Annotated in this window: 16 protein-coding genes; 14 read left to right on the top strand and 2 right to left on the bottom strand. The window is 62.6% G+C overall.

All coding sequences use genetic code 11. The features are described from left to right. Positions 1-121 precede the first annotated feature (121 nt). The 9 genes from pdhA to CN933_RS27215 all read left to right on the top strand — a co-directional run bounded on the left by pdhA (position 122) and on the right by CN933_RS27215 (position 8,700). Positions 122-1,168 (top strand): pyruvate dehydrogenase (acetyl-transferring) E1 component subunit alpha, encoded by a 1,047-nt coding sequence (gene pdhA, locus CN933_RS27255; protein WP_003535472.1) that lies wholly within the window; start codon positions 122-124, stop codon positions 1,166-1,168. Between the two features lie 17 nt (positions 1,169-1,185). Continuing rightward, complete coding sequence (locus tag CN933_RS27250; protein WP_018097811.1) at positions 1,186-2,565, top strand: pyruvate dehydrogenase complex E1 component subunit beta; 1,380 nt, start codon at positions 1,186-1,188, stop codon at positions 2,563-2,565. 13 nt (positions 2,566-2,578) lie between these two features. Next, on the top strand, positions 2,579-3,913 hold the full coding sequence (locus CN933_RS27245; RefSeq protein WP_102762925.1) for a pyruvate dehydrogenase complex dihydrolipoamide acetyltransferase: 1,335 nt from the start codon (positions 2,579-2,581) through the stop codon (positions 3,911-3,913). 56 nt (positions 3,914-3,969) lie between these two features. Next, positions 3,970-4,611 carry an SGNH/GDSL hydrolase family protein gene (locus tag CN933_RS27240; RefSeq protein ID WP_018097809.1) on the top strand — a complete coding sequence of 214 codons (642 nt, stop codon included), beginning with the start codon at positions 3,970-3,972 and terminating at the stop codon, positions 4,609-4,611. A gap of 2 nt (positions 4,612-4,613) precedes the next feature. After that, the gene (locus tag CN933_RS27235) at positions 4,614-5,195 is read left to right on the top strand and encodes a GNAT family N-acetyltransferase (protein ID WP_026168900.1); all 582 of its coding nucleotides are present in this window, start codon (positions 4,614-4,616) and stop codon (positions 5,193-5,195) included. Positions 5,196-5,212: 17 nt separating this feature from the next. Then, positions 5,213-6,658: a dihydrolipoyl dehydrogenase gene (lpdA, locus tag CN933_RS27230; RefSeq protein ID WP_018097807.1), complete on the top strand. Its 1,446-nt coding sequence runs from the start codon at positions 5,213-5,215 to the stop codon at positions 6,656-6,658. Positions 6,659-6,733: 75 nt separating this feature from the next. After that, positions 6,734-6,985 carry a GlsB/YeaQ/YmgE family stress response membrane protein gene (locus CN933_RS27225; protein WP_018097806.1) on the top strand — a complete coding sequence of 84 codons (252 nt, stop codon included), beginning with the start codon at positions 6,734-6,736 and terminating at the stop codon, positions 6,983-6,985. 134 nt (positions 6,986-7,119) lie between these two features. After that, complete coding sequence (gene lipA, locus CN933_RS27220; protein ID WP_018097805.1) at positions 7,120-8,091, top strand: lipoyl synthase; 972 nt, start codon at positions 7,120-7,122, stop codon at positions 8,089-8,091. 159 nt (positions 8,092-8,250) lie between these two features. Further along, complete coding sequence (locus tag CN933_RS27215) at positions 8,251-8,700, top strand: type II toxin-antitoxin system RatA family toxin (RefSeq protein ID WP_018097804.1); 450 nt, start codon at positions 8,251-8,253, stop codon at positions 8,698-8,700. Here CN933_RS27215 and CN933_RS27210 read toward each other — a convergent pair. Continuing rightward, the gene (locus CN933_RS27210) at positions 8,688-9,185 is read right to left on the bottom strand and encodes a CinA family protein (RefSeq protein WP_018097803.1); all 498 of its coding nucleotides are present in this window, start codon (positions 9,183-9,185) and stop codon (positions 8,688-8,690) included. The two genes, CN933_RS27215 and CN933_RS27210, sit on opposite strands and share 13 nt — an antisense overlap. Then, a complete protein-coding gene (locus CN933_RS27205; RefSeq protein ID WP_026168899.1) occupies positions 9,166-10,398 on the bottom strand; it encodes a bifunctional 2-C-methyl-D-erythritol 4-phosphate cytidylyltransferase/2-C-methyl-D-erythritol 2,4-cyclodiphosphate synthase in 1,233 nt (410 codons plus the stop codon). Before CN933_RS27205 ends, CN933_RS27210 begins: the two co-directional genes overlap by 20 nt. Positions 10,399-10,546: 148 nt before the next feature. On the opposite strand from CN933_RS27205, the gene dusB reads away from it, so the two are divergent. The 5 genes from dusB to ntrX all read left to right on the top strand — a co-directional run bounded on the left by dusB (position 10,547) and on the right by ntrX (position 18,020). After that, a complete protein-coding gene (gene dusB / locus CN933_RS27200; RefSeq protein ID WP_018097801.1) occupies positions 10,547-11,575 on the top strand; it encodes a tRNA dihydrouridine synthase DusB in 1,029 nt (342 codons plus the stop codon). Further along, positions 11,572-12,720, top strand: a complete 1,149-nt coding sequence (locus tag CN933_RS27195; protein ID WP_018097800.1) for a two-component system sensor histidine kinase NtrB — start codon at positions 11,572-11,574, stop codon at positions 12,718-12,720. The genes dusB and CN933_RS27195 overlap by 4 nt, the downstream gene beginning before the upstream one ends. Beyond that, positions 12,717-14,171 carry a nitrogen regulation protein NR(I) gene (gene ntrC, locus CN933_RS27190; protein WP_018097799.1) on the top strand — a complete coding sequence of 485 codons (1,455 nt, stop codon included), beginning with the start codon at positions 12,717-12,719 and terminating at the stop codon, positions 14,169-14,171. Before CN933_RS27195 ends, ntrC begins: the two co-directional genes overlap by 4 nt. 179 nt (positions 14,172-14,350) lie before the next feature. Further along, positions 14,351-16,666, top strand: a complete 2,316-nt coding sequence (gene ntrY / locus CN933_RS27185) for a two-component system sensor histidine kinase NtrY (protein WP_018097798.1) — start codon at positions 14,351-14,353, stop codon at positions 16,664-16,666. Continuing rightward, positions 16,656-18,020 (top strand): two-component system response regulator NtrX, encoded by a 1,365-nt coding sequence (ntrX, locus tag CN933_RS27180; protein ID WP_018097797.1) that lies wholly within the window; start codon positions 16,656-16,658, stop codon positions 18,018-18,020. The genes ntrY and ntrX overlap by 11 nt, the downstream gene beginning before the upstream one ends. The last annotated feature ends 116 nt before the right edge of the window (positions 18,021-18,136 follow it).

The raw sequence follows: 18,136 nt of genomic DNA, 5'->3' as shown, positions 1-18,136 counted from the left end.
TCTAAAATTCGCGTTATATATCAACGTGTTGACGCGAATAATAGCCATGCAAATATAGCATTGCTGCCGCGCTTTTCTTTCCCTATGGTAGCCGCCAAAGGCTAACCATTGGGAGGAACGAATGGCTCCGCGAAAATCCGCGTCCGTTTCCAGCCGCAAGACCGCTGCCAAGCCGGCCAAGAAAGATTTTGCCGGCGGCACGATCGCCGAATTCTCCAAGGAAGACGATCTCAAGGCCTACCGCGAAATGCTGTTGATCCGGCGTTTCGAGGAAAAGGCCGGCCAGCTTTACGGCATGGGATTCATCGGTGGTTTCTGTCACCTCTATATCGGCCAGGAAGCCGTCGTCGTCGGGATGCAGCTGGCGCTGAAAGAGGGCGACCAGGTCATCACCGGCTATCGCGACCATGGCCACATGCTCGCCTGCGGCATGAGTGCGCGCGGCGTGATGGCGGAGCTCACCGGTCGCCGTGGCGGCCTTTCCAAGGGGAAGGGCGGCTCGATGCACATGTTCTCCAAGGAGAAGCACTTCTACGGCGGCCACGGCATCGTCGGTGCACAGGTCTCGCTCGGGACCGGCCTCGCTTTCGCCAACAGGTATCGCGGCAACGACAATGTAAGCCTCGCCTATTTCGGCGACGGTGCGGCGAACCAGGGTCAGGTCTATGAGAGCTTCAACATGGCCGCTCTCTGGAAGCTGCCGGTGATCTACATCGTCGAGAACAACCGTTATGCCATGGGTACCTCCGTGTCGCGGGCATCGGCGCAGACCGATTTCTCCCAGCGCGGCGCTTCCTTCGGCATTCCCGGCTATCAGGTCGACGGCATGGATGTCCGCGCCGTCAAGGCCGCTGCCGACGAGGCGGTCGAACATTGCCGTTCCGGCAAGGGCCCGATCATCCTCGAAATGCTGACCTACCGCTATCGCGGCCATTCGATGTCCGATCCGGCGAAGTATCGCTCGAAGGACGAAGTGCAGAAGATGCGTTCGGAGCATGATCCGATCGAGCAGGTGAAGGCCCGTCTGACGGATAAAGGCTGGGCCACCGAGGACGAACTGAAGCAGATCGACAAGGAGGTTCGCGACATCGTGGCGGACAGTGCCGATTTCGCCCAGTCTGATCCGGAGCCGGATGTCTCCGAGCTCTACACCGATATCCTGCTTTGATCCGGGGAGGGACAAATATGCCTGTAGAAATCCTTATGCCTGCCCTTTCCCCGACAATGGAGGAAGGCACGCTCTCCAAGTGGCTGAAGAACGAGGGGGACAAGGTGTCCTCCGGCGACGTCATCGCAGAAATCGAAACCGACAAGGCCACGATGGAAGTGGAAGCGGTAGACGAAGGCACGATCGGCAAGCTGCTGATTGAAGCCGGCACCGAGGGTGTGAAGGTGAACACGCCGATCGCCGTGCTGTTGCAGGATGGCGAAGCCGCAAGCGACATCGATTCCATGAAGGCCGAAGCCCCGAAAGCGGAAGCACCGAAGCCGGCCGAGGCGGAAGCGCCGGCTGCTTCCGCGGCGCCCGTCGCGGCGCAGCCCAAGGCGGTTCCTTCCGACCCGGCTATTCCGGCCGGAACCGAAATGGTGACGATGACCGTCCGCGAAGCGCTTCGCGACGCGATGGCCGAAGAGATGCGCGCCAATGAGGACGTCTTCGTCATGGGCGAAGAGGTCGCCGAATACCAGGGCGCCTACAAGGTCACGCAGGGCCTGTTGCAGGAATTCGGTGCGCGCCGCGTGGTCGACACGCCGATCACGGAACATGGCTTTGCCGGCGTCGGCGTCGGCGCGGCGATGACGGGTCTGCGCCCGATCGTCGAGTTCATGACCTTCAACTTCGCCATGCAGGCGATAGACCAGATCATCAACTCGGCCGCCAAGACGCTCTATATGTCCGGCGGCCAGATGGGCGCGCCGATCGTCTTCCGCGGGCCGAGCGGTGCTGCTGCCCGCGTCGCCGCGCAGCACTCCCAATGCTATGCCGCCTGGTACAGCCACATTCCGGGCCTGAAGGTCGTCATGCCCTATACGGCGGCAGACGCGAAGGGGCTGCTCAAGGCAGCCATCCGCGATCCGAACCCGGTGATCTTCCTCGAAAACGAGATCCTTTACGGCCAGTCCTTCGAAGTGCCGAAGCTCGACGATTTCGTGCTGCCGATCGGTAAGGCCCGCATTCATCGTGTCGGCAAGGACGCGACGCTCGTCTCCTTCGGCATCGGCATGACCTATGCGATCAAGGCCGCGGCGGAGCTCGAGGCGCAGGGTATCGACGTCGAGATCATCGACCTTCGCACGATCCGTCCGATGGACCTGCCGACCGTCATCGAATCCGTCAAGAAGACCGGCCGCCTGGTTACCGTCGAGGAAGGCTATCCTCAATCCTCCGTCGGCACCGAGATCGCCACCCGCGTCATGCAGCAGGCCTTCGACTATCTCGATGCGCCGATCCTGACGATCGCCGGCAAGGACGTGCCGATGCCTTATGCGGCCAACCTTGAAAAGCTTGCTCTGCCGAATGTCGCGGAAGTCGTCGATGCGGTGAAAGCCGTCTGCTACAAATAAAGGGGGTCGTTCGATGCCAATCAACATCACCATGCCGGCCCTCTCTCCGACCATGGAAGAAGGCAATCTGGCCAAATGGCTGGTCAAGGAAGGCGACAAGGTCAAGTCCGGCGATGTGATCGCCGAGATCGAGACCGACAAGGCGACGATGGAAGTGGAAGCCGTCGACGAGGGCACGGTCGCCAAGATCGTCGTTCCCGCCGGCACTGAAGGCGTCAAGGTCAATGCGCTGATCGCGGTTCTCGCCGGCGAGGGCGAAGACATCGCGACTGCCGCCAAGGGCGGCAACGGTGCAGCGGGAGCAGCCCCGGCACCGAAGCCGCAGGAAACAGGCGAAACGGCACCGGCACCCGCCGCCGCGCCGGCACCGCAGGCTGCTGCTCCGGCTTCTCCTGCACCCGCCGCCGACGGCGAAGGCAAGCGGATCTTTTCGTCGCCGCTGGCCCGCCGCATCGCTAAGGAGGCAGGCATCGACCTTTCGGCGATCGCCGGTTCCGGACCGCATGGCCGCGTCGTCAAGAAGGACGTCGAGGCAGCCGTTTCCGGCGGCGCAGCCAAGCCCGCCGCCGCGCCGGCAGCAGCTCCGGCCCCGGCGACGCTCGCAAAGGGCATGTCGGAGGATGCCGTCCTCAAGCTCTTCGAGCCGGGCTCCTACGAACTCGTGCCGCATGACGGCATGCGCAAGACGATCGCCAAACGCCTTGTCGAATCGAAGCAGACGATCCCGCACTTCTATGTTTCGGTCGATTGCGAGCTCGACGCGCTTCTGGCGCTGCGCGCCCAGCTGAACGCCGCAGCACCTGAAAAGGATGGTAAGCCGGTCTACAAGCTTTCCGTGAATGACATGGTGATCAAGGCGCTTGCTCTGGCATTGCGCGACGTTCCGGATGCGAATGTGTCCTGGACCGATCAGAACATGGTCAAGCACAAGCACGCGGACGTCGGCGTCGCTGTTTCCATCCCCGGCGGCCTGATCACGCCGATCGTCCGCCAGGCGGAGTTGAAAAGCCTCTCGGCGATCTCCAACGAGATGAAGGATCTCGGCAAGCGCGCCAAGGAGCGCAAGCTGAAGCCGGAAGAATATCAGGGCGGCACCACGGCCGTTTCGAATATGGGCATGATGGGCGTGAAGGACTTCGCCGCCGTCGTCAATCCGCCCCACGCGACGATCCTCGCGGTCGGCGCCGGCGAGGACCGTGTCGTCGTCAAGAACAAGGAGATGGTCATCGCCAATGTGATGACCGTCACGCTTTCGACCGACCATCGCTGCGTCGATGGCGCGCTCGGCGCCGAGTTGCTCGCCGCCTTCAAGCGCTACATCGAAAACCCGATGGGCATGCTCGTCTGATGCGATCCGGACCGGCTTTCCAGCCGGTCCTTTCCCCATGAAAAGCGAGTAGGCAGATGAAGACAGTCCTTTGCTACGGTGACAGTCTGACCTGGGGATACGATGCAAGCGGTTCCGGCCGGCATGCGCTGGAGGACCGCTGGCCGAGCGTGCTGCAGAATGCGCTCGGTTCGAATGTGCATGTCGTCGCCGAAGGGCTGAACGGGCGGACGACCGCCTATGACGACCATCTCGCCGATTGCGACCGGAACGGGGCGCGTGTCCTTCCGACGCTCCTGCACACCCACGCGCCAATCGATCTCATCCTCCTCATGCTCGGCTCGAACGATATGAAGCCGATCATTCACGGCACCGCTTTCGGTGCGGTGAAGGGTATCGAGCGCCTCGTCAATCTGGTGCGCAGGCACGACTGGCCGACGGAAACGGAGGAGGGGCCCGAAATCCTCATCGTCTCGCCGCCGCCGCTCTGCGAGACGGCAAACAGCGCTTTTGCCGCCATGTTCGCGGGTGGGGTCGAGCAATCCGCAATGCTGGCGCCGCTTTATCGCGATCTCGCCGACGAGCTCGACTGCGGCTTCTTCGACGGCGGATCAGTGGCCAGGACGACGCCGATCGACGGTGTCCACCTCGACGCGGAGAACACCCGGGCGGTCGGCAGAGGTTTGGAGCCTGTCGTGCGGATGATGCTCGGGCTTTGACGATGACGGCTGGCGCGACCCTCAGGCCTGCGAATCGAAGCGAGGCAGCGGAACTTGCGATCCTGATCGACATCGCCTCACACGGCTTTGCCTCATGGCTCTGGTACGGCGGCGTTCTGAGCAAATCCGCGGAAACCGCCTTCGAGCATGGCCGCAACGTGCTGCGTCGGGATACCGGGCCGGGTGCCTGGCGCGATGCGGTGGTGGCCGAAATCGGAGACGAGATCGTCGGCATGTCGGTTTCCTACGGCATCGATGCATCGATTCTCGAGATCGAGCCGAAACATCCCGTGCTTGCGCCCTTGCTTTTCCTGCAGAAGCAGGTGGTCGGCCACTGGTTCATCGATAGCCTCGGCGTTTACCGCCATCACCGTGGTAAAGGCATTGGCCGCGCTCTGCTCGAGAACGAGATTTCCCGCGCTGGGCAGGGGCCGGTGAGCCTGATCACCGAAAGCCACAATGAAACGGCGCAGGCGCTCTACAGGATGAACGGCTTCGAGGAGGTGGCGCGGGCGGAGGCCGTGCCGCTCTTCGAAGACAGCAGAAAACACGACTGGGTGCTTTTCACCCGCAACGCCGCTTGACCAAAGGTAGGAAAAACATGGCTGAGAATTACGACGTGATCGTTGTCGGTTCGGGTCCGGGCGGATACGTGACCGCCATTCGTTCGGCGCAGCTGGGCTTGAAGACGGCGATCGTCGAGCGGGAGCATTTGGGCGGGATCTGCCTCAACTGGGGCTGCATTCCGACCAAGGCGCTGTTGCGCTCCGCCGAAATTCTCGACCATGCCAACCATGCCAAGAACTACGGGCTGACCCTCGAAGGCAAGATGACCGCCAACGTCAAGGATGTCGTCGCCCGCTCGCGCGGCGTCTCTGCGCGGCTGAACGGCGGCGTCGCCTTCCTGATGAAGAAGAACAAGGTGGACGTGATCTGGGGCGAGGCGAAGCTCACCAAACCCGGCGAGATCGTCGTCGGCGCGCCGTCCAAGCCGGCCGTCCAGCCGCAGAACCCGGTTCCGAAGGGCGTCAAGGGAGAGGGGACCTATACGGCCAAGCACATCATCGTCGCGACCGGCGCGCGCCCGCGAGCGCTCCCCGGCATCGAGCCGGACGGCAAGCTGATCTGGACCTATTTCGAGGCGATGAAGCCGGAGGAGTTCCCGAAGTCGCTGCTCGTCATGGGCTCCGGCGCGATCGGCATCGAATTCGCGAGCTTCTACCGCTCGATGGGCGTCGACGTGACGGTCGTCGAACTGCTGCCGCAGATCATGCCGGTCGAGGATGCGGAAATTTCCGCCTTGGCCCGTAAGCAGCTCGAAAAGCGCGGCCTGAAAATCATCACCGATGCCAAGGTGACGAAGGTCGAGAAGGGCGCGAACGACGTCACGGCGCATGTGGAGACGAAGGACGGCAAGGTCACGCCGATCAAGGCGGACCGTCTGATCTCCGCCGTCGGCGTTCAGGGCAACATCGAGAATCTCGGCCTCGAGGCTCTCGGCGTGAAGACCGACCGCGGCTGCATCGTCACCGATGGCTACGGCAAGACCAATGTCGCGGGCATCTATGCGATCGGCGACGTCGCCGGGCCGCCGATGCTGGCCCACAAGGCCGAGCATGAGGGCGTCATCTGCATCGAGAAGATTGCCAGGGTTCCCGGCGTGCACGCACTCGACAAGGGCAAGATCCCGGGCTGCACCTATTGCGACCCGCAGGTCGCCTCCGTGGGCCTTACGGAAGCAAAGGCCAAGGAACTCGGCCGCGACATCCGCGTCGGCCGATACAGCTTCGGCGCAAACGGCAAGGCGATCGCGCTCGGCGAAGACCAGGGCCTGATCAAGACCATCTTCGACAAGAAGACCGGCGAACTCATCGGCGCCCATATGGTAGGCGCCGAAGTGACGGAACTCATCCAGGGCTTCGTCGTCGCCATGAACCTGGAGACGACCGAAGAGGAACTGATGCACACGGTGTTCCCGCACCCGACCCTCTCGGAGATGATGAAGGAAAGCGTGCTCGATGCCTACGGCAGAGTATTGAACGCCTGATGACGCGCGGCCGTCCGGAACTTTCGGCTTTTTCACGCATTGATTGCATGACATCTACAATGCGGGGAGGTTCTCATGAGCTTGAATGGCGTAGGTATCCTGGCGGCGATCATCATCGGCGGGCTTGCCGGCTGGCTGGCGGAAAAATTCATGAACAGCCAGATGGGGCTGTTCGCCAACATCATTCTCGGCATTATCGGCGCCGTGGTGTTGAATTTCATTCTAGCGGCGCTCGGCATGGCTTACAGCGGCTGGATCGCCTATCTCATCATCGGATTCATCGGTGCCTGCCTGTTGATCGCAGCTGGCCGCGCCGTCCGAGGGTAGGGCCATTCACCCATCGCTTGCCGTCAGGCTGCCATGCAAATGGTGGCCTGACTTTTCATGTCCGGCTGTTTATATAAGGCGACAAGGTGCGGGCGGCCTTGTTGCCGCTCGCCCGTCACTATGAAGGAAGACACATGGTAACGGTTTTCGACGCCGTCTCGGATCGGGCGCAGCGTGTTCGTCACCCGGAAAAGGCCCACCGGCCAGACACCGAGGTCCTGCGCAAGCCGGACTGGATCCGTGTGAAGGCACCGACCTCCAAGGGGTATCAGGAGACCCGTTCGATCGTGAAGAGCCATAAGCTCGTTACGGTCTGCGAGGAAGCCGGGTGCCCGAACATCGGCGAGTGCTGGGACAAGAAGCACGCGACGTTCATGATCATGGGCGAGATCTGCACGCGTGCCTGTGCCTTCTGCAATGTCGCGACGGGCAAGCCCAATGCCCTCGATCTGGACGAGCCCGCAAATGTCGCCAAGGCGGTGAAGCAGATGGGCCTGAGCCATGTCGTCATCACCTCCGTCGATCGCGACGACCTCGACGATGGCGGCGCCGAGCATTTCGAGAAGGTCATCTTCGCGATCCGGGAAGCCTCGCCGGAAACCACGATCGAAATCCTGACGCCCGATTTCCTGCGCAAGCCCGGCGCGCTGGAGCGTGTCGTGGCCGCCAAGCCGGACGTTTTCAACCACAATCTCGAAACGGTTCCGTCCAACTACCTGACGGTCAGACCGGGCGCGCGCTATTTCCACTCGATCCGGCTTCTGCAGCGCGTGAAGGAACTCGATCCCACCATGTTCACCAAGTCGGGCATCATGGTCGGCCTCGGCGAGGAGCGCAACGAAGTGCTGCAGCTGATGGACGACCTGCGTACCGCCGATGTCGATTTCCTGACGATCGGCCAATATCTGCAGCCGAGCCGCAAGCATCACAAGGTCGAGAAATTCGTCACTCCGGAAGAATTCAAGTCCTACGAGACGGTGGCCTACACCAAGGGCTTCCTGATGGTGTCCTCGAGCCCGCTGACCCGCTCGTCCCACCATGCCGGGGACGACTTCGCCCGGCTCAAGGCGGCACGCGAGAAGAAGCTGGCGGCTGCGGCGGAGTAGTCCGCCTGCTTCCGCCCCTCATCCGGCCTGCCGGCCACCTTCTCCCCGCAGGCGGGGCGAAGGAGCCTCGTGGCAACACTCCGCGACCCCCAGCGAGAAGCCGGGCACAAATGCGCCGCCTCCTTGATCTTCTCGCGCTGCAGCCTTAACTCACAATCCATGCCCCATTTCGAAACCAACCACGTCGTCAAGCACTCGGCCGAGCAGATGTTCGCTCTCGTCGCCGATGTCGAGCGCTATCCGGAGTTCCTGCCCCTTTGCGAAGCGCTGAGCGTACGCTCACGCAAGGAGCGCGACGGCAAGGTGCTGCTGCTTGCCGACATGACCGTGGGCTACAAGGCGATCCGGGAAACATTCACGACGCAGGTGCTTCTCAAAAGGGAAGAGCGGATCATCGACGTCAATTATATCGAGGGTCCGTTCAAGTACCTCGACAATGTCTGGCGTTTCGAGCCCGTGAACGATAACCAATCGATCGTGCATTTCTGCATCGACTATGAATTCAAGAGCCGCCTTCTGGGCGCGCTCATGGGCTCGATGTTCGATCGCGCCTTCCGCATGTTCTCCGAAGCATTCGAAAAGCGGGCGGATGTGATCTACGGGGCGTGAGCCAGTTCTGCGACCAGATCGAGCGCCGTGTGCACGGTGGCAAGCCGCACCGCAGCCCGGCCGATGTCTCCGTAACGCATCTCCCGGTGAGCCGTCGCGCCGTTACGGGCGGCGGCGGCGAGATGAACGAGGCCAACGGGCTTCTCGGCGGAGCCGCCGCCCGGGCCGGCTATGCCCGTGACGGCTATGGCGATATCGGCGGCTGAGTGCGAAACCGCTCCGCGGGCCATTTCGATGGCCGTCTCACGCGAGACGGCGCCATGTGCGGCAAGCGTTGCGGGATTAACGCCGAGCATCTCGACCTTGGCTTCGTTGGAATAGGTGACGAAGCCGCGGTCGACGACGGAGGACGAGCCTGCGATTTCCGTCAAGGCGCCGGCGATCAGGCCGCCGGTGCAGGACTCCGCCGTCGCCAGCTTCAGTCCGAGGGAGGTGAGATCCCGGATTATAGCCCGCGCTTTCTCTTCAGTATCGGTCGTCCACATCGGGCTTGCTCCGTGATGCATAGACGACGGTCGCGGTGGCGATCGCCGCAATTCCTTCATTCCGCCCGACAAAGCCGAGTTTCTCGTTGGTCGTCGCCTTGATCGAACAGCGGTCGAGCGAAATGCCGAGTATCGCTGCAAGGTTTTCTCGCATCTGCTGACGGTGCGGCCCGACCTTGGGCGCCTCTGCGATCAGCGATATGTCGGCATTTGTAACAGTGCCGCCGCGCTCGCGGACGATCCGCGCAGCGTGTTCGAGAAAGATGCGCGAAGCCGCGCCCTTCCACTGCGGGTCGGATGGCGGGAAGTGGTCGCCGATATCGCCGGCACCGCAAGTGGCGAGCAGGGCGTCCGTCAAGGCATGCAGGGCTACGTCCGCGTCGGAATGGCCGGAGAGTTTGCGGTCGTGGGGGATGAAGACGCCACAGAGGGTTACGCCGTCGCCGTCCACGAGTTGATGCACGTCATAGCCGTTGCCGGTGCGCACATCGGGAATGGCCATGCGGGTCAGTTTCTCGTCTGCCATCGAAAGGTCCCTCCGGAGCGTCAACTTGAAATTGTCCACGGTTCCTTCCACCAGAAGGACGGGGATGCCGGCCCATTCGGCGATCGAGGCGTCGTCCGTAAAGTCGGACCTGCCGCTTGCCGCCGCTTGCCGGTGAGCAGAGAGAATAGGCTCGAGGCGGAAGCACTGCGGCGTCTGTGCGGCATAGAGATCGGTTCGCGGAACGGTCTCAGCGACGAGGCCGGCCGCCGTCGTACGCTTCAGCGTGTCGGCGACTGCAATTGCCGGCAGGAGGGCCTGGGCGCCGCCACGAAGCGCCGCACCGCAGCGATCGAGCAGTGCGTGATCGAAAAAGGGTCGCACCGCGTCGTGGATCATCACGTATTCCACGCCTGTCGCGGCGACCGCTTCCAGACCGGCGAGCACCGAAAGCTGGCGTGTCGCTCCGCCGTGGACCACTGTCAGCTCCGAAGTTGCCGCCATCCGCCGGCGGGCCGCCGCGAACAGTTCTTCATCGTCCGGGTGGATCACGACGACGACAGGTCCCGTTCCGGGCCATGTCGCGAAAATGTCAAGCGTATGGGCGATAACGGGGCGATCACCGATCGTGCGGTATTGCTTCGGTCCCTCGGCCGACTGGCCGGCGCGCTCGCCGCGGCCGGCCGCAACGATCACGACGCCGCAGGAGAACTGTTCTTCGCCTTGCATCTTCTGTATGTGGTCCCGCATTCGCCAATATTCGCCGTGATGTACCGCGAAGGTCCTGCCATGGCCAGCCATGCGAGGAATTTTGTCCCGCGCGTCGAAAAGGCTTGGCAAGCAGAAGAACAATGTCTAAAAATAGTGCAAGATTTTCATGTGCCTGAAAGATATGCATTTGCCCTCGACGGCTTTTTCACCCTCGCTTCTGATCGGGAATGTCGAAATCCGCAATCGCGTAGCGCTCGCGCCGATGTCCGGCGTGACGGATCTGCCCTTTCGGACCCTTGCTTGGCGTTTCGGGGCCGGGTTCGTCGTGACCGAGATGGTGGCGAGCCGCGAACTGGTCGGTAATGCCGCCGAATCCTGGGCGCGGCTGAAGAATTCCGGCATCGATCCTCACATCGTGCAACTCGCCGGGCGTGAGGCGCATTGGATGGCCGAGGCGGCGAGGATCGTCGAGGCCAATGGCGCCGATATCATCGACATCAACATGGGCTGCCCTGCGAAGAAGGTCACAGGCGGCTATTCCGGATCTGCGCTGATGCGCGATCCGGATCACGCGCTTTCGCTGATCGAAGCGACGGTCAACGCAGCCACGGTCCCGGTAACGCTCAAGATGCGCCTCGGCTGGGACGAGAATTCGATCAATGCGCCGCTGATTGCCCGCAGGGCCGAGGAGGCAGGCGTGAAGGCGATCACCATTCATGGACGCACACGGATGCAATTCTACAACGGCAAGGCCGATTGGGACGCGATTCGGGCCGTCCGCGAGGTGGTCTCCGTCCCGCTGATTGCCAATGGCGATGTGGGTTCGGTTGCCGACGCGCACGAGATCCTGCGCCGGTCGGGTGCGGACGCCGTCATGGTCGGTCGATCGTGCCAGGGGCGGCCGTGGCATGCCGGCGTTCTCGCCGGCGCTGCCGCTCACCCGGATGCGTCGGGCGTCGCCTGCATATTTGCGGAGCATTACGAGATGATGCTCGAATTCTACGGCGTGGAGGTCGGGCTGCGGACCGCCCGCAAACACGCGGGCTGGTATCTCGATCGTTTCGCGCCCGAGCTTCCCGCTTCGGAGAAGGCCGCGATCCTGACATCGACCGATACGGCTTTCGTACGCGACAGCGTGGTAGCCGCCATTGCTCGCTCCGGCGATGCGGCGGCGAGGGAGGAGATTGCGGCATGACGGAGAAGGCAACGGCACCGGTGGAAGGCGCCAACGATCTTTCCATGGCCGTGCTGAACGCGATCCAGAATCCGGTCATCCTGGTGGACGAGAATGGCTTCGTCGCCTTTGCGAACTGGGAGGCCGAATCCTTCTTCGGGGCCAGCGCCAACCATCTTGCGCGGCACGATATCAGCGCCTTCATTCCGTTCGGCAGCCCGCTCCTGACGCTGATCGAGCAGGTTCGTGAGCGGCGGGCGGCGGTCAACGAGTACCGGGTGGACCTCAGCTCTCCGCGCCTTGGAGCCGACAAGCTCGTCGACCTTTATGTGGCCCCGGTACTGTCGCAACCCGGATCGGTGGTGATCGTCTTCCAGGAGCGGTCCATGGCGGACAAGATCGACCGCCAGCTCACCCACCGTGCCGCAGCGCGGTCCGTCACCGGCCTTGCTTCCATGCTCGCCCACGAGATCAAGAATCCGCTTTCGGGCATTCGCGGCGCCGCGCAGCTCCTGGAAACCTCCGTCAATGACGAGGATCGCGCCCTGACGAGACTGATCTGCGACGAAACCGACCGCATCGTCTCGCTCGTAGACCGGATGGAGGTCTTCTCTGACGAGCGCCCGGTCGACCGCTTGCCGCTCAACATCCATGCGGTGCTCGACCACGTCAAGGCGATCGCCAAGGCCGGCTTTGCCCGGAGAATCAAGATCTCGGAACATTACGATCCGTCGCTTCCCCCGGTTTTCGCAAACCGCGACCAGTTGGTTCAGGTCTTCCTTAATCTGATCAAGAATGCGGCCGAGGCGATCGGCGACAGGTCGGACGGCGAGATTCTGCTGACGACGGCCTATCGGCCGGGCATTCGCCTGTCGGTCGCCGGAACGCGCGAAAAGATTTCGCTGCCGTTGGAATTCTGCGTGCATGACAACGGTCCAGGCGTCCCCCCCGATCTGCTGCCGCATCTTTTCGACCCGTTCATCACCACCAAGACGAACGGGTCCGGTCTCGGCCTGGCGCTTGTGGCCAAGATCATCGGCGGCCACGGCGGCATCGTCGAATGCGACAGCCAGCATAGCCGCACGACCTTCCGCGTTCTCATGCCGGCATCCAAGGGGTTGGCGGCCGATGACGAAACTCCGATGACAAAAGGAACCGATGGATGACGGGCGCAACGATCCTCGTCGCGGATGACGACGCTGCCATTCGCACCGTGCTGAACCAGGCGCTCAGCCGTGCCGGATACGATGTGCGCATCACCTCCAATGCTGCAACCCTCTGGCGCTGGATAGCGGCCGGCGACGGCGACCTGGTCGTGACCGATGTCGTCATGCCGGATGAAAACGCCTTCGATCTCCTGCCGCGGATCAAGAAGGCGCGGCCGGATCTGCCGGTTCTCGTGATGAGCGCGCAAAATACCTTCATGACGGCCATCAAGGCTTCGGAGAAGGGCGCTTACGACTATCTGCCGAAGCCCTTCGATCTGACGGAGCTGATCGGCATCATCGGCCGGGCGCTCGCCGAACCCAAGCGGCGGCCCTCGAAGCTCGAGGACGATTCGCAGGACGGGATGCCGCTCGTCGGCCGTTCCGCCGCGATGCAGGAAATCTACCGTGTGCTTGCCCGGCTGATGCAGACCGACCTCACGCTGATGATCACCGGCGAGTCCGGCACCGGCAAGGAACTCGTTGCCCGTGCATTGCACGATTATGGCAAGCGGAGAAACGGCCCCTTTGTCGCCATCAACATGGCGGCGATCCCGCGCGACCTCATTGAGTCGGAACTGTTCGGTCATGAGAAGGGGGCTTTCACCGGCGCCCAGACGCGCTCCACCGGTCGTTTCGAGCAGGCCGAGGGGGGGACGCTCTTCCTGGACGAAATCGGCGACATGCCGATGGATGCGCAGACGCGTCTCCTGCGCGTGCTGCAGCAGGGCGAATATACGACCGTCGGCGGACGCACGCCGATCCGCTCGGATGTCCGCATCGTCGCCGCCACCAACAAGGACCTGAAGCAATCGATCAATCAGGGCCTTTTCCGCGAGGACCTCTACTATCGCCTGAATGTCGTGCCGCTGCGTCTGCCGCCCCTGAGAGACCGAGCCGAAGACATCCCGGACCTTGTCCGTCATTTCGTCCAGCAGGCCGAAAAGGAAGGGCTCGACGTCAAGCGCTTCGATCAGGAGGCTCTGGAGCTGATGAAGGCGCATCCCTGGCCGGGCAATGTGCGCGAACTCGAGAACCTCGTTCGCCGTCTGACGGCACTTTATCCACAGGATGTCATTACCCGCGAAATCATCGAGAACGAACTGCGCTCGGAGATACCGGACAGCCCGATCGAGAAGGCTTCGGCGCGCTCGGGCTCGCTGTCGATATCGCAGGCGGTCGAGGAGAACATGCGGCAGTATTTCGCGAGCTTTGGTGATGCCTTACCGCCCTCCGGCCTTTACGACCGCGTCCTTGCGGAAATGGAATATCCTCTGATTCTCGCGGCTCTGACGGCGACCCGCGGCAACCAGATCAAGGCGGCGGACCTCCTGGGTCTCAACCGCAATACGCTGCGCAAGAAGATCCGCGAACTCGGGGTCTCGGTGTACCGCAGCTCGCGTAGCGCTTGACTGAGATGCAACACCGTTGCATTTTCGCCACAATGCGTTGCTTGAACCTCGCATAAGCGCCGATTCGCCGGCGCTCGGTCGCAGCCCGTCGATCAGACCGGTGCGGGCGGGGAGCTTTGCGTGTCCGAAAGGAGACGCGGCGCTGTAAGGTTCAATGTCTCGGTCCGGGACGCAGGCGTATGCCGGTGTCGTCGGTACGCCGGTTGGGGGTAGCACTTTTCATGGTGGATGGAATGGCCTTGCCATTGGGCACGGAGGACGGAGTCACTGCTGCCCAGGATCGGCGAGCCTCTTTTGCCTTGCCGGGGCTTATGCTCGCCACCGGCGCCCTGATCTGCGCCACCTTGTCGCTGCTCGTTCTTCTCGGCCTGACGCCGATCCGTCCCGAGAGAAACATCGTGATCGCCTGCGCCGGCATCAACGGCCTCTTCGTCGTGGGCCTGATCTATCTCATCGCACGCGAGATCTTCAGGCTGCTCAGGGCGCGCAGCAAGGGAAGAGCCGCAGCGCGTCTGCACGTGCGCATCGTCGCGCTCTTCTCGATCGTCGCGATCACGCCGGCGATCCTCGTCGCGATCTTCGCCAGCATTACCCTCGATGTCGGCCTCGACCGCTGGTTCTCGCTGCGTACGCAGGCGATCGTCCGTTCCTCCCTGAACGTCGCGCAGGCCTATGTCCTCGAGAATGCCAGCTACCTTCAGGGTCAGACGGTGTCGATGGCCAACGACCTGGAGCGCAATCGCCAACTCTATAGCCTCGACCGTACCGGCTTCGTCGAGCTGATGACACGGCAGGCGAGGGGGCGCGGCATGCTCGGCGCATTCCTCGTGCGCGCCGACGGCAGCGCCATACTCCAAGCCAATATTTCGACCGATCGTCCGCTGCCGGCGATCCCGCAGGACGCACTGAAAAGCACCATTGCCGGCCAGCCGACGCTTATCCCTCCGGGCGTGACCAATCTGGTGGGGGCGGTCATTCCGCTCGAAAACATTCCCGGCACCTATCTCTACACCGTCAGAAACGTCGATCCGGAAGTCATGCGATCGATGCGGCTGATGGAAGAGAACACTGCGGAATACAAGACGCTCGAGGCCGGGCGTACCTCCCTGCAGATCGCCTTCGGCGTCCTTTACATCGGTTTTGCCCTGATCGTGCTGCTGGCGGCGATCTGGACGGCCATTGCGGTCGCCGACCGCATCGTCCGGCCGATCCGGCAGCTGATCGGTGCGGCCGACAGCGTCGCCTCAGGCAATCTCGACGTCGTCGTTCCCGTGCGCGCCGTCGACGGCGACGTCGGCAACCTGTCGCGCACGTTCAACAAAATGGTGAGCGAAATTCGGACCCAGCAGGATCAGATCCTGGTGGCGAAGGACGAGGTCGACCAACGCCGCCGCTTTATCGAGGCGGTGCTCTCCGGCGTGACGGCAGCCGTCATCGGCGTCGGTAGGGATCGACGGATCACCATCTTCAATCCGTCTTCGGAAGGCATGTTGAAAAAGGCGGCGCCGGAGCTCATCGGCGCGAATCTGAGCGACGTGGCCCCGGAAATCGAAGCGGTTCTGGTTGAGGCCGAGAGCCGCTACCGCAACGATTACCGCAAGCAGATCAACATCATGCGCGGCGGCACCGAGCGCACGATGAATGTTCAGGTGACGCGGGAGGAGGGCGACGAATCGCATGGCTCCTATGTCATCACCGTCGACGACATCACGGATCTGGTAATCGCGCAGCGCTCCACCGCCTGGGCGGACGTCGCTCGCCGCATTGCGCACGAGATCAAGAACCCGCTGACGCCGATCCAGCTCTCGGCCGAGAGGCTGAAACGCCGCTACGGCAGGCAGATCGATCAGGAGGATCGTGCGGTCTTCGACCAGTGCACCGAAACGATCGTGCGCCAGGTCGAGGACATCGGCCGGATGGTCGACGAATTCTCCGCCTTTGCGCGCATGCCGAAGCCGACGAAGGAGAAGTCCGACCTGCGGGCTATCCTGAAGGACGCCGTATTCCTGCGCGAGATGGGCAACACCCACATCAACTTCGTCCGCGATTTCGGCGACGAACCGCTCGAGGGGCAGTTCGACGGCCGCATGCTGGGTCAGGCGTTCGGCAATCTCGTCAAGAACGCGGTGGAGGCGATCGAAGCCGTGCCCGCGGGAACGTCGCGAGGCGCGCCGAAGGTCCTCATCCGATCCCGTCGCGATGATACCACCGGCCGGTTCGTGGTCGACGTCATCGACAACGGCAAGGGGCTTCCGACCGAGAACCGGCACCGGATTCTGGAGCCGTACATGACGATGCGGGATAAGGGCACCGGTCTCGGCCTCGCTATCGTCAAGAAGATCATCGAGGACCACGGCGGGCAACTGGAACTGCACGACGCACCGCCGGACTTCGACGGCGGCGCCGGGGCGATGATCCGGGTGGTTCTGCCGCCTGCCGGCGAGACCGGGGGCGAAGATAATTTAAAGGATAAGGGTAATACCAATGGCGGCTGATATTCTGGTTGTGGATGACGAGGAGGATATTCGCGAGATCGTCTCGGGAATCCTGTCGGACGAGGGCCATGAAACGCGGACCGCTTTCGACAGCGAGAGCGCGCTCGCGGCCATCAACGACCGTGTGCCGCGCCTGATCTTCCTGGACATCTGGATGCAGGGAAGCAAGCTCGACGGTTTGGCACTGCTCGACGAGATCAAGAACCGCCACCCCGACTTGCCGGTGGTGATGATCTCGGGTCACGGCAACATCGAAACCGCCGTCTCCGCGATCAAGCGCGGAGCCTATGATTTCATCGAGAAGCCGTTCAAGGCCGACCGGCTGATCCTGATCGCCGAGCGGGCGCTCGAGAATTCCAAGCTCAAGCGCGAAGTCTCCGAGCTGAAAAGGAAGTCGGGCGATCCGGTGGAGCTGATCGGAACCTCGGTTGCAGTGTCGCAGCTGCGCCAGATGATCGAGAAAGTGGCGCCGACCAACAGCCGCATCATGATCCAGGGACCGTCCGGCTCCGGCAAGGAACTGGTCGCGCGGATGATCCATCGTAAGTCCGCGCGTGCCAACGGTCCTTTCGTGGCTCTCAATGCGGCTGCGATCACGCCCGACAGAATGGAGATCGCGCTTTTCGGTACCGAAGGAACCGCGGGGCAGCCGCGGCGCACCGGTGCGCTCGAGGAGGCCCATGGGGGCATCCTCTACCTGGACGAGGTCGGCGAAATGCCGCGCGAAACGCAGAACAAGATCCTGCGCGTCCTCGTCGATCAGCAGTTCGAGCGGGTCGGCGGCTCCAAGCGCGTCAAGGTCGATGTCCGCATCATCTCCTCGACCGCCTACAATCTCGAGAACATGATCACCGAGGGCCTTTTCCGCGAGGACCTGTATCACCGGCTCGCCGTCATTCCGGTGCGCGTTCCCGCTCTTGCGGAGCGGCGCGAGGACATCCCTTTCCTGGTCGACATGTTCATGCGACAGGTAAGCGAACAGGCCGGCATCCGCCCCCGCAAGATAGGCGAGGATGCGCTGGCCGTGCTGCAGGCGCATGATTGGCCCGGCAATATCCGCCAGCTGCGCAACAACATCGAGCGCCTGATGATTCTCGCGCGCAGCGACGGTCCCGATACGCCGATCACCGCCGACATGCTGCCGAACGAGGTGGGGGACACCCTGCCGAAGATTTCGGCGCAGAGCGATCAGCACATCATGACCTTACCGCTGCGGGAGGCTCGCGAGATGTTCGAACGCGACTATCTGATCGCCCAGATCAACCGCTTCGGCGGCAATATCTCGCGCACCGCGGAATTCGTGGGAATGGAGCGCTCCGCCCTTCATCGCAAGCTGAAGTCGTTGGGCGTGTAATTGAAAACGGACGGGGCGTATTTCGCCCCATCTGGAGCATTTCAATGTTTCATGAAAACACTGAAATGCTCCAACCCTTTGGTCCAACGCACTTCCGGACGGAAAACCGTTACACA

Origin of the sequence: Sinorhizobium sp. M4_45 (assembly GCF_002885915.1) — a bacterium.
In the GTDB taxonomy this organism is placed as follows: Bacteria; Pseudomonadota; Alphaproteobacteria; order Rhizobiales; family Rhizobiaceae; genus Sinorhizobium; species Sinorhizobium meliloti_A.
The sequence above is the reverse complement of the archived record's forward strand: the minus strand, read 5'-3'. Positions and strand labels throughout refer to the sequence as shown.